A 14,570-nucleotide genomic window follows, 5' to 3' on the forward strand; every position below is an offset into this window, starting at 1 on the left:
TATCTGGAAACGATAAGTATGCAAAAGCATACTTAAACTTTAAAAATATCTCCATTGCTGTTCATCATGGTAAATCAACAGCTTTTATAATGGCTGAACTATGTAAACATTTCTCGTTAGATTTTTATATGATAAATGATTGGGATTTAGATGAAAATATTATTGAAGACTTATCAGTATTTTTAAATGAAGAACGGTTGAGAGCATCAAATATTTATCAATTTAGAAACCAAATACCTCGAAATCCAACAGAAAAAGCAACCTTAACAACAAATTGGAAATTGATAAATAAATCAATTACAAATCAACTTCATTTTAACTCTCCAAAGCTAGAAGCAGTTTTAGGATATGAATCAAACAACAAGGATAGTTTAGGAATTTGGAATCGTCTAAATGAAATAGCTAATTTCGAAAACAACTTCTTTCCTCCTAGCTTAAAGTCTTTTTTAGAATTTGACAACATTCAACATAATCAATAACAACACCTAACAGCGGTTTTATAAAATGGCGGGGCTTGGTGATTTTTCGGAATGATTTGAGAAATTATTCGGTACATTTGCGATTTTCCGTGAGTGGAAAACCGCCACTTCATAAAGCCTGCGTGACGCAAATCCTTATTAATATTTTCCCTCTCCTCGATAAATTATATTCTGACACGCAAAAAGTCTACGTGTCAAATTGCGTGTCAAAAAGTATCAAAAAATACATTTTCTTGACATATTTAAAAAACCTATCTAATTGATTAATTGGCGACTAGCCCTTACTAGCCTTGAGATTCGAATCTAAACAAAAAATCCGCAATACATTTTAAATCAATGTATTACGGATATTTGTGATCGCGCCAGGATTCGAACCTGGGACCTACTCATTAGAAGTGAGTTGCTCTATCCAGCTGAGCTACGCAACCTATTTATTATCGTCGGGGTGGCAGGATTCGAACCTGCGGCCTCCTGCTCCCAAAGCAGGCGCGATAACCGGGCTACGCTACACCCCGCAAAAAACAAAAAAGCGGAGAGACAGGGACTCGAACCCTGGCGACGGTTACCCGTCGACAGATTAGCAATCTGCTCCGTTACCACTCCGGCACCTCTCCTATTATTGTTGTAAGAACTTATCTTTTTTGCGGTTGCAAATGTATATTTTCATTCTTAATTATACAACATTTTAGGGAGTTTTTTTCAATATATTTTTCTAATTTCCAAAAAAACGCTTACAATCAATACAATAGCTTTTCAATAAAAATGAAATCAAATTAGTAATATCAAAATAAAATTAGATTTCAACTTAGAATATCAACAAAAACCTTGCCTCAATTCGAATAAAAATAGTAAATTCGCAATTCAAATAAAAAACCTTTCTATCATGAATAAAAAAGTAGTTATCGTTTCTGCCGTAAGAACTCCAATTGGAAGTTTCATGGGAGCTTTATCTAGTGTACCTGCTACAAAATTAGGTGCTGCTGCCATCAAAGGCGCTTTAAATAAAATCAATTTAGACCCTAAATTAGTTGACGAAGTATTAATGGGTAACGTAGTTCAAGCTGGAAACGGCCAAGCTCCTGCTAGACAAGCTGCATTATATGCTGGTTTATCTGAAAGTGTAGCTTGTACTACTGTTAATAAAGTTTGTGCTAGTGGTATGAAAGCCGTTATGCAAGGTGCACAAGCTATCATGGCTGGCGATGCTGAAATCGTTGTTGCTGGTGGTATGGAAAACATGAGTTTGATTCCACATTACGTTCATTTAAGAAATGGCGTGAAATTCGGACCAACTTCATTAGTAGACGGAATGCAGAAAGACGGTTTAACTGACGCATACGACAACAATGCTATGGGTGTTTGTGCCGATTTATGTGCGACTGAATACAACATTACAAGAGAAGCGCAAGATAACTTCGCAATTCAATCGTATGAGCGTTCTGCGGCTGCATGGGAAGCTGGTAAGTTTGATGCAGAAATTGTTCCAGTAGAAGTTCCTCAAAGAAGAGGTGACGCTATTGTAGTTTCTAAAGACGAAGAATTCACGAATGTGAAATTAGATAAAATTCCTTCATTAGCTGCGGTTTTCACAAAAGAAGGAACAGTAACAGCTGCAAACGCTTCCACTATTAATGACGGAGCTGCGGCTTTAGTTTTAATGAGCGAAGAAAAAGCACAATCTTTAGGATTAACTCCTTTAGCTTACATTAAATCATACGCTGATGCGGCTCAAGAACCAAAATGGTTTACAACTTCACCTGCAAAAGCATTACCAAAAGCATTAGACAAAGCTGGTTTATCAGTTGCTGATGTTGATTTCTTCGAATTTAACGAAGCTTTCGCTGTAGTTGGATTAGCAAATGCACAAATCTTAGGATTAGACAATGATAAAATTAATGTAAACGGTGGAGCAGTTTCTTTAGGTCACCCTCTTGGATGTTCTGGAGCTAGAATTATCGTTACGTTAATCAATGTTTTAAACCAAAACAATGCTAAAATTGGTGCGGCTGCTATCTGTAATGGTGGTGGTGGTGCTTCGGCAATTGTTATTGAAAGAGCATAATTTATAACTTTTATTAATGGTGAATTTTGAATTTTAGTTACATTTGTAATTAAATTCTTAATTCATCATTTCTTATTTTGAACCAACATGTTTGGAATTTGTATTTTAGCCATAGTACCCGTAAGAGCAGAAGCCAGTGACCGAAGCGAACAAGTTTCGCAATTGCTCTTTGGCGAACACTTTAAAATTTTAGAAATGACTGCCAAATGGGTGCAGGTGGAATTGGCATATGATAACTACATCGGTTGGATTGACTCGAAGCAATATCAAGCTATTTCAGAAGAACAATATCAAATTTTAAACAATACTCCAATTGTTTTAAATGCTGATTTGGTGGAATATATTACCACTCCAAACAATCAATTAACTTCAATTACGTTGGGCGCTTCTTTATCATTTTTAGATATTGAAGAAATTAATACTAATAAATATAGCTTTGAAGGTATTAAAGTTTGTGGTGAAAAACCAAAATCAGATTTAATTAAAACGGCTTTCATGTATTTGAATGCTCCTTATTTATGGGGAGGAAAAACGCCTTTTGGAATTGATTGTTCTGGATTTACTCAAATGGTGTATAAACTAAATGGTCATAAACTTTTACGAGACGCTTCGCAACAAGCTACACAAGGAGAAGCTTTAAGTTTTATTGAAGAAAGTGAACCAGGAGATTTAGCATTTTTTGACAACGAAGAAGGTAATATCATTCACGTAGGAATTATGATGGAAAACAACTACATCATTCACGCTTCAGGAAAAGTACGAATTGACAGATTAGATCATTTGGGAATTTACAATGCAGAAACCAATCGACACACTCACAAACTAAGAGTTATTAAAAAAGTAATATAAAAAAGTCCCGATTAAATCGGGACTTTTTTTTAGTTGATAGCTTTTGCTTTTTCAGGCTGGCCTAATATTTCATATGTAGTTTTTAAAATAAACTTTGTATTTGTATCAGTAGGAATAATTGAATATGCTTTTTCAAAATCTGGTAAAGCTTTTGAAAAAATTTCTTTTCTTTTCTTTACCAGTTCGTCATATTTCTTTTTATCAGAAATTGAATTATTAATTTCAGTAACTAATTTCTCATCTCCAGCCAATAATGCATAACCTGAATTATAATAAGCATCAAATTCTCCTCTTCTTAATTCTTCATCATTTGGAGCTAATTTCCTAGCTTCAGCATAAACTGTTTTAGCCTTTTCATTTTCGCCATTTTGAATATAAAGTAACGCTAAAACCTTTAAAACCTCTTGTTTTTTTGTACTATTTTTTATATCCTTAGGTTTCTCATGAGAACCTAATGAAATATATTTTGATCTCTCTTCCTTAGAATTAAACTCTTCCTCAACACCATTTACTTTATTAACCCCAAAGTAAGATACACCATTAATTAAAAAATCACTTGTTAAATACTCTTCATACATTTTTTGGGCAAATAAATAATCTTTACTCTGAACAGCTAAAATAGATGCATTTTTTAAAGCTTTTCCTTCAGTTTTGGGGTCAAATTGATATAAACTATAAAAAACCAATGATGCTTCTTTGAACTTTGAAGAATTATTTAAATTCATTGCTAAAGAATTTAAAGTTTCTTTAAATTCTTTTTTTTCTTGAATTAATTCATCAGTATAAATCTTTTTACCTGATTTTTTTTCGAATTCTAAAGTTTCATTAATTACTTCTCCATATTCTTTAATAAACTCTGGTTTATACAAATTCATTTGATCTTGCACAGTTGCTTTTGCACCTTTAGAAGCTAAAACTACTGTTGGATACATCGATTTGTAAAACTTTGCATATACTTTATCTGATTCTTCAGTAGCCAAAGTTTGTAAAGCATCACTTGCTGTTTTATATTCCTGCAAATCTTTTTCAGAAATAGTTTCTTTAGCATAAATCTTTTTTAATACTTTAAGCTCGTCTTTTTGAGCAAATGAGGCAACAGACAATAAAAGTGTTGCGCTTAATACTAATTTTCTCATTGTTTTAAAATCTGGGTTAAACAAAAGCCCAAAATAAATTTGGGCCTTATCTTATTTATTCTTGTGTTTCTTCTTCTTTAGAATCAATATCTGTGCCAGTTTCAGCATCAGAAATATCTCCATTTTCGTCTAATTCAACTTCTTCATCTTCGCGAAGTACTTTAGTTACTGCAGCGATTGAATCGTTTCCTTTGATATTGATTAGTCGAACACCTTGCGTTGCTCTTCCCATTACTCGTAAATCTGAAACCATCATTCTAATCGTTAATCCTGATTTGTTGATAATCATTAAATCATCAGCATCGGTAACGTTATTGATTGCAATTAAAGCTCCGGTTTTTTCAGTAATGTTAAGTGTTTTCACACCTTTTCCACCACGATTCGTGATTCTGTATACATCTTCTCCATCGTCATCTACTAATTTGGTACGTTTTCCGTAACCATTTTCAGTAACTACTAAGATTTGAGATTCTGTAACGTGATCTTTATCGATAGAAACCATTCCAATTACTTCATCTTTTTCATCTGCTAAAGTAATACCTCTAACTCCTGAAGCAGTTCTTCCCATTGGACGCGTTTTCTCTTCTTCAAAACGAACTAATTTACCAGACTTAACTGCTAATAAAACTTGACTGTTTCCTGTAGTTAATTTTGCTTCGATTAATTCATCGTCTTCTTTAATTGTAATCGCGTTGATTCCGTTTTGACGTGGACGTGAATATTGCTCTAATGGTGTTTTCTTAACTTGACCTTGTTTCGTTGCCATAATCACATAGTGACTATTGATGTAATCTTGGTCTTTTAAGTCTTGCGTACAGATAAATGCTTTTACTTTATCATCACTTTCAATGTTAATTAAGTTTTGAATAGCACGACCTTTACTTGTTTTTGTTCCTTCTGGAATTTCGTACACACGCATCCAGTAACATTTACCTTTTTGCGTGAAATACATTAAATATTGATGGTTTGTTGCTACAAATAAATGCTCTAAGAAATCTTGATCTCTAGTTCCAGCCGATTTTTGTCCAACTCCTCCTCTATTTTGTGTTTTGTATTCTGATAAAGATGTACGTTTGATATAACCAGCATGAGAAATCGTAATTACAACACTTTCATCAGCAATTAAATCTTCGATACTAACATCTCCACCAGAATATTCGATTTGCGAACGACGCTCATCTCCATATTTATCTCTGATTTCCGCTAATTCGTCTTTAATTACTTGCATTCTCATTTCTTTGCTTGCCAATAATTCTTTCAAATATGCAATCAATTTCATGATTTCTTCGTATTCAGCGCGTAATTTATCTTGCTCAAGACCTGTTAATTGTCTTAAACGCATTTCTACGATTGCACGAGCCTGAATTTCAGATAATTTGAAACGTTCAATTAATTTAGTTCTAGCTTCATCACCATCTTTAGAAGCTCTAATGATTTTGATTACTTCGTCAATATTATCAGAAGCAATGATTAAACCTTCTAAAATATGAGCTCTTTCTTCTGCTTTTCTTAAATCAAATTGCGCTCTACGAACTACAACATCATGACGATGTTCAACAAAATGATAAATCAAATCTTTAAGATTCAACATTTGTGGACGCCCTTTTACCAATGCAATATTATTTACACTGAACGAAGCTTGTAATTGAGTATATTTATATAATGTATTTAAAACTACATTTGGAACCGCATCACGTTTTAATTCATACACCACACGCATACCATTTCTATCCGATTCATCACGAATATTCGATATACCTTCTATTTTCTTATCGTTAACTAAATCGGCAGTATGTTTAATCATATTTGCCTTATTCACTTGATAAGGAATTTCAGTTACAATGATAGCTTCTTTTCCATTTACTTCTTCAAAACCAACTTTAGCACGCATTACAATACGACCTCTACCTGTTTTGAATGCTTCTCTTACTCCTTCGTAACCATAGATAATTCCTCCTGTTGGGAAATCTGGAGCTTTGATATAATTTATTAACTCATCAATTTCAATATCATTGTTATCAATGTAAGCCAAAGTACCATCAACAACCTCAGTTAAGTTGTGAGGCGCCATATTTGTAGCCATACCTACTGCAATACCCGAAGCTCCGTTTACTAACAAAGTTGGTATTTTAGTTGGCATAACTGTTGGCTCTTGTAATGTATCGTCAAAGTTTAATTGAAAATCAACTGTTTCTTTATCGATATCAGCCAACATTTCTTCCGAAATCTTTTTCATTCTGGCTTCCGTATAACGCATTGCTGCCGGGCTATCTCCATCGACAGAACCAAAGTTACCTTGACCGTCAACCAATAAATAACGCATACTCCATTCCTGAGCCATACGTACCATAGCGTCGTAAACTGAGGAATCTCCATGTGGGTGATACTTTCCTAAAACCTCTCCGACAATTCTCGCCGATTTTTTGTGGGCAGATCTTGAGTTAACTCCCAAATCATACATACCATAAAGTACTCTTCGGTGAACAGGCTTTAAACCATCTCTAACATCAGGAAGTGCACGCGACACAATAACAGACATCGAATAATCGATGTAAGCTGATTTCATTTCTTCCTCTATGTTAATAGGAATTAACTTTTCTCCTTCTGACATAAGTATTTATATTAAAATTATATATTAGTACTAAAACGTGCCAATATACGGCTTTTTGAACTTTTAACACAAATTTTAAAACACTTATTTCGACTATTTATTAACAATTTTGTTTACAAATTGCTTATAAATCCTATCCTACTTTCTTTCATTTTTCAAATATTTTTTGTCATTTAGCCTATCTGTACTTTTATAAGGTATGATTTTTGTATTTCCTTATAGAATTTTGTACTTTTACTTATATTACAAATGCTATGGACGATAATTTTTCACCACGAGTTAAAGACGTAATTACCTACAGTAAAGAAGAAGCTTTACGTTTAGGTCACGACTTTATTGGTACTGAACACTTAATGCTAGGAATACTTCGAGATGGCAATGGAAAAGCAATTAATATCTTGAATAATTTAGCTGTGGATTTATCTCACTTAAGAAAAAAAGTAGAGATTCTAAGCCCTGCAAATCCTAATGGTATTCAAAATATTGAAAAGAAGAACTTGCATCTTACACGCCAAGCGGAACGCGCATTAAAAACAACATTTTTAGAAGCGAAACTTTTTAATAATTCAGAAATAAGTACCGCTCACCTATTGCTATGTATTTTACGCAATGAAAACGACCCAACAACCAAATTGATGGGCAAATTAAAAATTGATTACGAAACCGTTAAAGAACAGTATACAGCCATGATGACAAACGAAGACGATTATTTAGAAAACTTGCCAAAGGCAGAGTCATTTAATGACGATTCCGGACAAGATGACAGTTTAAAAGAAAGCTCATTTAACAATCCGCCAGCAGGTGGAAAAACCAATAAAAAATCAAAAACTCCAGTTTTAGACAACTTCGGTCGCGACTTAACCGAAATGGCTGAAGAAGGAAAACTAGATCCTGTAGTAGGACGCGAGAAAGAAATTGAACGTGTTTCTCAAATCTTAAGTCGTAGAAAGAAAAACAACCCACTATTAATTGGTGAGCCTGGAGTTGGAAAATCTGCAATTGCTGAAGGTTTGGCTTTACGAATTATTAAAAAGAAAGTATCTCGTAATTTATTCAACAAACGAGTGGTTACACTTGATTTAGCAAGTTTAGTAGCCGGAACAAAATACCGCGGTCAATTCGAAGAACGAATGAAAGCGGTAATGAATGAATTAGAGAAAAACGACGATATCATTTTATTCATTGATGAAATTCACACTATTGTAGGTGCTGGAGGTGCAACAGGTTCGCTTGATGCTTCTAACATGTTTAAACCTGCTTTAGCAAGAGGGGAAATTCAATGTGTAGGTGCTACAACATTAGACGAATACCGTCAGTATATTGAGAAAGATGGCGCTTTAGAAAGACGTTTTCAAAAAGTTATTGTAGAACCGACTTCGGTTGAAGAAACGATTACCATTTTAAATAACATCAAACCCAAATACGAAGACCATCACAACGTTTTATATACACCAGAAGCAATCGAAGCTTGTGTGAAATTAACAAATCGATACATGACCGACCGATTCCTTCCAGACAAAGCTATTGATGCTTTAGACGAAGCGGGTTCTCGTGTTCACATTATTAATATTGATGTTCCTAAACAAATTTTGGAATTAGAACGTCAGTTGGAAGAAGTTCGCGAACTGAAAAATACTGTAGTTAAAAAACAAAAATACGAGGAAGCTGCCAAACTTCGTGATGATGAAAAACGCATCGAAAAAGACTTAGCAATTGCTCAAGAACAATGGGAAGAAGATTCAAAAAACAACAAAGTAACGGTTACAGAAGATAACGTTGCCGATGTGGTTTCTATGATGACTGGAATTCCTGTAAATCGTATTGCTCAAACCGAAAGTAATAAATTAGCTCACCTACCAGAACTTATTAAAGGTAAGGTAATTGGACAAGACGAAGCAGTATTAAAAATTGCAAAATCTATCCAAAGAAATCGTGCTGGATTGAAAGATCCAAACAAGCCTATTGGTTCGTTTATTTTCTTAGGTCAAACCGGTGTTGGTAAAACGCAATTAGCGAAAGTTATTGCAAAAGAATTATTCGATTCTGAAGATGCGTTGGTTCGTATTGATATGAGTGAATACATGGAAAAATTTGCGATTTCAAGATTAGTTGGAGCACCTCCAGGATACGTTGGATATGAAGAAGGCGGTCAATTAACAGAAAAAGTAAGAAGAAAACCATATTGTGTAGTACTTTTAGACGAAATCGAAAAAGCACATCCAGATGTTTTCAATATGATGCTTCAAGTTTTAGATGACGGACATTTAACGGATAGTTTAGGACGTAAAATCGATTTTAGAAATACGATTATCATTATGACTTCTAACGTTGGAGCGCGTCAATTGAAAGATTTTGGTCAAGGTGTTGGATTTGGAACCGCTTCAAAACAAGCACAAACTGAAGAACATTCAAAAGGAATTATCGAAAATGCTCTGAAAAAAGCTTTTGCTCCAGAATTCTTAAACCGTATTGATGATGTAATTGTTTTCAATGCGTTAGAAAAACATGATATTGATAAAATTATCGATATCGAAATGGACAAATTGTATTTAAGAGTTAAAGATTTAGGATACACTTTAAAACTTTCTGAAGCTGCTAAAGATTATATTGCTGAAAAAGGTTTCGATAAGCAATTTGGTGCACGACCTTTAAAAAGAGCAATTCAAAAATATGTTGAAGATGCACTTGCCGAGGAAATCATCACACACAAAATACATGAAGGCGACCAAATTTTCATGGATTTAGATGAGACAGCTCAAGAACTCAAAATAGAAATTAAAAAATTAGAAGAACCAAGCTCATAGCTTGGTTTTTTTTATTTATCGAATTTACAATTGTATTAAAAAAAATATTACATTAGTTCTAAATTACAATTCATCTATGCAAGACAAAGTTATCGTAGGTAGCGAAGAATGGTGTTCCTTCCCTACTTTAGGAATTCCAACTATTAAAGCCCGTGTTGATTCAGGAGCAAAGACTTCTGCGCTTCATGCAATCAATATTGTTACGTTTGAAAAAGACAGTGAAAGTTGGGTTAAATTTGATATTAATCCTATCCAAAATAATGCTAAAGCAGTTATACATTGCGAAGCTCCATTAATTGACAAAAGAGTTGTTAAAAGTTCGAGTGGCTTCAGAGAACAACGCTATGTAATTAAAACAAAACTAGAAATTGGTGGTAAAACTTGGGAAATCGAAGTTACACTTACCAATCGTGATTCGATGGGTTTCCGAATGTTATTAGGTCGTGAAGCTATGTCGGGACGTGTTTTAGTAGATCCTGAAAAACGTTATTTATTGGGTCAACCTACAACCGAAAAACTAAAAGAATACTATTACGCAAGTAGTGAAACAAAAAAAGGATTAAAAATTGGTTTATTAGCCAGTAATCCAGAATTATATAGCAACAAACGTATTTTAGAAGCAGGCGAATTAAGAGGGCATGAAATGCATTTCTTAAATTTGAAATACTGCTACATGAAATTAGACGCCACCAAACCCGAAATTCATTATCGTGGTGGAAAAGTATTGAATGATTTTGATGCTGTAATTCCTAGAATTCGTCCAAGCATGACATATTATGGCTGTGCTTTAACACGTCAGTTTGAAGCTTTAAAAGTATTTGCTTTGAACAATGCTTCTGCTATTACACAATCTAGAGACAAATTATTTTCATTACAATTGTTATTAAACAACGGAGTTGACATTCCAACCACTGGATTTGCAAACTCACCTTTAGATACCGACGATTTAATTAAAATGGTTGGAGGTTCTCCTTTAATCGTAAAATTATTAGAAGGAACACAAGGAAAAGGTGTCGTTTTGGCAGAAACCAAAAAAGCTGCTGAATCGGTAATCAATGCTTTTAAAAGTTTAAATGCCAATATCTTAGTACAAGAATTTATCAAAGAAGCAAACGGTAAAGATTTAAGACTCTTTGTTGTAGACGGAAAAGTAGTAGCAGCAATGCAACGTGAAGCTGCTCCGGGAGAATTCAGAGCCAACATTCACATGGGAGGAACTGCTTCTGTGGTAAAAATAACTTCTGAAGAAAAGAAAATTGCCATTAAAGCTGCTAAAGCTATGAACTTAAAAGTGGCTGGAGTTGACATCATTCGTTCTTCAAAAGGGCCTTTATTGTTAGAAGTGAATTCTTCTCCTGGCTTAGAAGGAATTGAAGGTGCTACTCAAAAAGACATCGCAGGCGAAATGATTAAAGCGATTGAGAAAAACTTTAAGTGGAAATAAGATGAAAAAGCAATATACAATTCCGTTAGTTTTATTCCTTTCAGGAATGGCAATTACTATTATTGGTGCTTTGTTTAAACTCATGCATTGGCCTGTAGCTAATATTATGCTAACAATTGGAATGCTTACAGAAGCAATTGCAATCATCACGTTAATTGTGGTTTTACTTAAAAATACGAAATGAATCCGTATATCGACATCACATTAAGAAGTGTTGCTGTTTATTTTTTCATGATAATTGCTTTGCGAATATTTGGAAAAAAAGAACTTTCACAACTTAATACAGCTGATGTTATTCTGATTTTACTGATTAGTAATTCGGTACAAAATGCGATGGTTGGAGCTGATACTTCGTTGTATGGCGGAATTATCGCTGCTTTTTCACTTTTCTTAATCAATTTTATTTTTAAGAAAGTAATGTTGAAATCAAAATTTATTAAAGGATTGGTTCAAGACAAACCAGAAATTTTAATTCATAACGGTAAAACTGAATTCAAAACTCTTGCTCGATTAGGAATTACATCAGAAGAACTTGAAGAAGCCATGCGCGAACACGGAATTGAATATTACAAAGATGTAAAATTAGCCATGTTTGAAATCGATGGAAACATTAGTATTATTTCAGGAAACGAGAATTTAAAACAAACGCATCACAAAAGAAAAGCACACAAAACATTAGGCGAACTAAATAATTAATATGAATAAAAACAGATTAGAAGCTTTTAGCGACGGCGTTTTAGCCATTATAATTACCATCATGGTTTTAGAATTTAAAGTTCCAGATGACACTACTTTTGAAGCCGTTATTAAATTATCGCATAAGTTTTTGAGCTATATTTTGAGTTTTATTTATGTTGGAATTTATTGGAACAATCACCATCATTTAATTCATTCACTAAAAAATGTAAATGGGAAAATTTTATGGGCAAACTTACATTTACTGTTTTGGTTATCCTTAATTCCTTTTACAACAGCGTGGATTGGTGAACACCACTTTGCTCCTTTTCCAATGATGTTATATGGAATTGTATTATTAATGAACGCTTTCGCTTACTTCATTCTACAACGATTAATTTTAATTGACCACGGAAAAGATTCAGCGCTTTCAAAAGCTATTGGAAAAGATTATAAAGGAAAAGCATCCGTAGTTTTATATTTGATTGCTGTTTTCTTAACCAAATATGCTGTTGAAATTTCAGGAGCACTTTATATTTTAGTAGCTTTAATTTGGTTAATTCCTGATAAACGAATCGAACGCACTTTTAACGAAACTAAATAATTATGCACATCATCAGTAAAATACTAATCGTAATTATAGCCTTATTTCACTTGTATTTTTTATGGCTAGAAATGTTTGCTTGGACAACAAAAGCTAAAAAAATTTTTAGAACCATTCCTGAAGATTTATTCGAAAAGACAAAAGTTTTAGCCGCAAATCAAGGTTTGTATAACGGATTTTTATCAGCAGGATTACTTTGGTCTTTATCTATTTCTGATGAAAATTGGAGCAGAAATATTGCTATCTTTTTTCTTTGTTGTGTTAGTGTTGCGGGAATATTTGGAGCCTATTCTGCATCTAAGAAAATATTTTATGTGCAAGCTTTACCTGCTATTATAGCTATTATAACCATTATATTTTTATAAAAAAAAGCTCAAGAAAATCTTGAGCTTTTTAATTTTTATATACTTTGTATTAATCTTCCATTTCAATTTGAAAACTATTCAAAAACGAAACTGATTTTTCTATATCGTAATGTAAAATTCTATCTTCAGATACAAACGGAACTTCTTCTCTGTACGATTTTACGAAACTTTCAATAAACTCACTTGATTGTAATGGTCTTCTGAATTCTAAAGCTTGCGAACCGTTCAATAATTCGATAGCCAAAATACGTTCTACGTTTTCAACAATACGTAAGGTTTTAGTAGCTGCGTTAGCTCCCATACTCACGTGATCTTCTTGTCCGTTTGAAGAAACAATACTATCAATACTTGATGGTGTTGCTAATTGTTTGTTTTGACTTGCGATACTTGCCGCAGTATATTGTGGAATCATGAAGCCTGAATTCAACCCTGGATCGTTTACCAAAAACGCTGGTAAATTTCTTAATCCCGAAATCAATTGATAGGTTCTTCTTTCCGAAATACTTCCTAATTCTGACAACGCAATTCCTAAGAAATCTAAAGCTAAAGCTAAAGGCTGTCCGTGGAAATTTCCTCCCGAAATAATTAAATCTTCTCCAACGAAAATATTTGGATTATCAGTAACCGAGTTGATTTCAGTGCGGAACACTTTCTTCACATAATCAATCGTATCTTTCGAAGCGCCATGCACTTGAGGAATACATCTAAATGAATATGGGTCTTGCACATGTACTTTTGGTTGCGCAATAATTTCACTATCTTCTAACAAATCACGCATTCTTTCAGCGGTTTGTACTTGACCTTTATGTGGGCGAACCAAGTGAATCAAATCAGTAAATGGTTCTATTCTTCCATCAAAACCTTCTAATGAAACTGCTCCGATTACATCAGCTAAATAGGAAATTTTCTCAGCTTTAATCAAACAGTAAACTCCGTAAGCGCTCATGAATTGCGTTCCATTCAACAATGCTAAACCTTCTTTTGATTGTAAAACGATTGGTTCCCAACCAAATTTTGCTAATACTTTTGAAGCTGGTTGTCTGAAACCATCTAAATAAACCTCTCCTTCTCCTAATAATGGTAATGATAAATGCGCTAACGGAGCTAAATCTCCCGAAGCACCTAACGAACCTTGTGTATAAATTACCGGAAAAACATCATTATTATAAAAATCAATCAAACGTTGCACCGTTACCAACTGAACACCCGAATGTCCGTAGCTTAACGATTGGATTTTCAATAACAGCATGATCTTTACGATTTCATGAGGTACTTCCTCACCTGTTCCGCAAGCGTGCGATTTTACTAAATTCTCTTGAAGTTTTGATAAATTTTCATTCGAAATCTTCACATTACACAACGAACCAAATCCAGTGTTAATTCCGTAAATTGGATCAGAGTTTGATTTCATTTTATCATCTAAGTATTTTCTACATTTCTCAATGTTTACGATAGCTTCCTCTGATAAGGCCAACTGTTTTCCTTGAAAAACAATTTCGTTAATCATGTCAATCGACAATAAATCTGAACTTATATAATGT

11 protein-coding genes, 3 tRNA genes and 1 pseudogene are annotated in these 14,570 nt (G+C 33.7%); 9 read left to right on the forward strand and 6 right to left on the reverse strand.

Annotated elements, in window-relative coordinates:
• A pseudogene (locus tag L6Q46_RS06740) lies at positions 1-479 on the forward strand (hypothetical protein); the annotation flags it as partial.
• Positions 480-833: 354 nt separating this feature from the next.
• Here the strand turns inward: L6Q46_RS06740 and L6Q46_RS06745 are convergent.
• From L6Q46_RS06745 to L6Q46_RS06755, 3 genes are all read right to left on the reverse strand, one after another.
• Positions 834-907 (reverse strand) — tRNA-Arg (locus L6Q46_RS06745).
• A 12-nt stretch (positions 908-919) separates the two neighbouring features.
• Positions 920-994, reverse strand: a tRNA-Pro gene (locus tag L6Q46_RS06750).
• A 15-nt stretch (positions 995-1,009) separates the two neighbouring features.
• Positions 1,010-1,093 (reverse strand) — tRNA-Ser (locus L6Q46_RS06755).
• Between the two features lie 269 nt (positions 1,094-1,362).
• Between L6Q46_RS06755 and L6Q46_RS06760 the strand changes: the two genes are divergently transcribed.
• Positions 1,363-2,541 carry an acetyl-CoA C-acyltransferase gene (locus L6Q46_RS06760; RefSeq protein ID WP_291283672.1) on the forward strand — a complete coding sequence of 393 codons (1,179 nt, stop codon included), beginning with the start codon at positions 1,363-1,365 and terminating at the stop codon, positions 2,539-2,541.
• Between the two features lie 87 nt (positions 2,542-2,628).
• Complete coding sequence (locus L6Q46_RS06765) at positions 2,629-3,390, forward strand: C40 family peptidase (protein WP_291283673.1); 762 nt, start codon at positions 2,629-2,631, stop codon at positions 3,388-3,390.
• A gap of 29 nt (positions 3,391-3,419) precedes the next feature.
• Here the strand turns inward: L6Q46_RS06765 and L6Q46_RS06770 are convergent, their stop codons facing one another.
• Together L6Q46_RS06770 and gyrA are read right to left on the reverse strand one after the other, a co-directional pair.
• On the reverse strand, positions 3,420-4,526 hold the full coding sequence (locus tag L6Q46_RS06770) for a tetratricopeptide repeat protein (protein ID WP_291283674.1): 1,107 nt from the start codon (positions 4,524-4,526) through the stop codon (positions 3,420-3,422).
• A 55-nt stretch (positions 4,527-4,581) separates the two neighbouring features.
• Complete coding sequence (gyrA, locus tag L6Q46_RS06775; RefSeq protein WP_291283675.1) at positions 4,582-7,137, reverse strand: DNA gyrase subunit A; 2,556 nt, start codon at positions 7,135-7,137, stop codon at positions 4,582-4,584.
• A 254-nt stretch (positions 7,138-7,391) separates the two neighbouring features.
• Here gyrA and L6Q46_RS06780 point away from each other — a divergent pair, with 254 nt between their 5' ends.
• From L6Q46_RS06780 to L6Q46_RS06805, 6 genes are all read left to right on the forward strand, one after another.
• Positions 7,392-9,941: an ATP-dependent Clp protease ATP-binding subunit gene (locus L6Q46_RS06780; protein WP_291283676.1), complete on the forward strand. Its 2,550-nt coding sequence runs from the start codon at positions 7,392-7,394 to the stop codon at positions 9,939-9,941.
• A 76-nt stretch (positions 9,942-10,017) separates the two neighbouring features.
• Positions 10,018-11,385 (forward strand): 30S ribosomal protein S6--L-glutamate ligase, encoded by a 1,368-nt coding sequence (gene rimK, locus L6Q46_RS06785; protein WP_291283677.1) that lies wholly within the window; start codon positions 10,018-10,020, stop codon positions 11,383-11,385.
• A 1-nt stretch (position 11,386) separates the two neighbouring features.
• On the forward strand, positions 11,387-11,569 hold the full coding sequence (locus L6Q46_RS06790) for a hypothetical protein (RefSeq protein WP_291283678.1): 183 nt from the start codon (positions 11,387-11,389) through the stop codon (positions 11,567-11,569).
• Positions 11,566-12,081, forward strand: a complete 516-nt coding sequence (locus L6Q46_RS06795) for a YetF domain-containing protein (protein ID WP_111567196.1) — start codon at positions 11,566-11,568, stop codon at positions 12,079-12,081. Before L6Q46_RS06790 ends, L6Q46_RS06795 begins: the two co-directional genes overlap by 4 nt.
• A 1-nt stretch (position 12,082) precedes the next feature.
• A complete protein-coding gene (locus L6Q46_RS06800; RefSeq protein ID WP_291283679.1) occupies positions 12,083-12,664 on the forward strand; it encodes a TMEM175 family protein in 582 nt (193 codons plus the stop codon).
• Positions 12,665-12,666: 2 nt separating this feature from the next.
• Positions 12,667-13,029, forward strand: a complete 363-nt coding sequence (locus L6Q46_RS06805; protein ID WP_291283680.1) for a DUF1304 domain-containing protein — start codon at positions 12,667-12,669, stop codon at positions 13,027-13,029.
• A 49-nt stretch (positions 13,030-13,078) separates the two neighbouring features.
• Here L6Q46_RS06805 and hutH read toward each other — a convergent pair.
• Positions 13,079-14,570: histidine ammonia-lyase (gene hutH / locus L6Q46_RS06810; protein WP_291283681.1), on the reverse strand; the 1,492-nt coding region annotated here is incomplete at its 5' end.

Origin of the sequence: Flavobacterium sp., from assembly GCF_023151265.1 — a bacterium.
In the GTDB taxonomy this organism is placed as follows: domain Bacteria; phylum Bacteroidota; class Bacteroidia; order Flavobacteriales; family Flavobacteriaceae; genus Flavobacterium.

What these genes read in the sequence shown, in the direction of transcription:
- L6Q46_RS06800 (WP_291283679.1), top strand. Translation starts at nt 12,083, where the DNA reads ATGAATAAAAACAGATTAGAAGCTTTTAGCGACGGCGTTTTAGCCATT.
- L6Q46_RS06805 (WP_291283680.1), top strand. Translation starts at nt 12,667, where the DNA reads ATGCACATCATCAGTAAAATACTAATCGTAATTATAGCCTTATTTCAC.
- L6Q46_RS06795 (WP_111567196.1), top strand. Translation starts at nt 11,566, where the DNA reads ATGAATCCGTATATCGACATCACATTAAGAAGTGTTGCTGTTTATTTT.
- rimK (WP_291283677.1), top strand. Translation starts at nt 10,018, where the DNA reads ATGCAAGACAAAGTTATCGTAGGTAGCGAAGAATGGTGTTCCTTCCCT.
- gyrA (WP_291283675.1), bottom strand. Translation starts at nt 7,137, where the DNA reads ATGTCAGAAGGAGAAAAGTTAATTCCTATTAACATAGAGGAAGAAATG.
- L6Q46_RS06780 (WP_291283676.1), top strand. Translation starts at nt 7,392, where the DNA reads ATGGACGATAATTTTTCACCACGAGTTAAAGACGTAATTACCTACAGT.
- L6Q46_RS06760 (WP_291283672.1), top strand. Translation starts at nt 1,363, where the DNA reads ATGAATAAAAAAGTAGTTATCGTTTCTGCCGTAAGAACTCCAATTGGA.
- L6Q46_RS06770 (WP_291283674.1), bottom strand. Translation starts at nt 4,526, where the DNA reads ATGAGAAAATTAGTATTAAGCGCAACACTTTTATTGTCTGTTGCCTCA.
- L6Q46_RS06790 (WP_291283678.1), top strand. Translation starts at nt 11,387, where the DNA reads ATGAAAAAGCAATATACAATTCCGTTAGTTTTATTCCTTTCAGGAATG.
- L6Q46_RS06765 (WP_291283673.1), top strand. Translation starts at nt 2,629, where the DNA reads ATGTTTGGAATTTGTATTTTAGCCATAGTACCCGTAAGAGCAGAAGCC.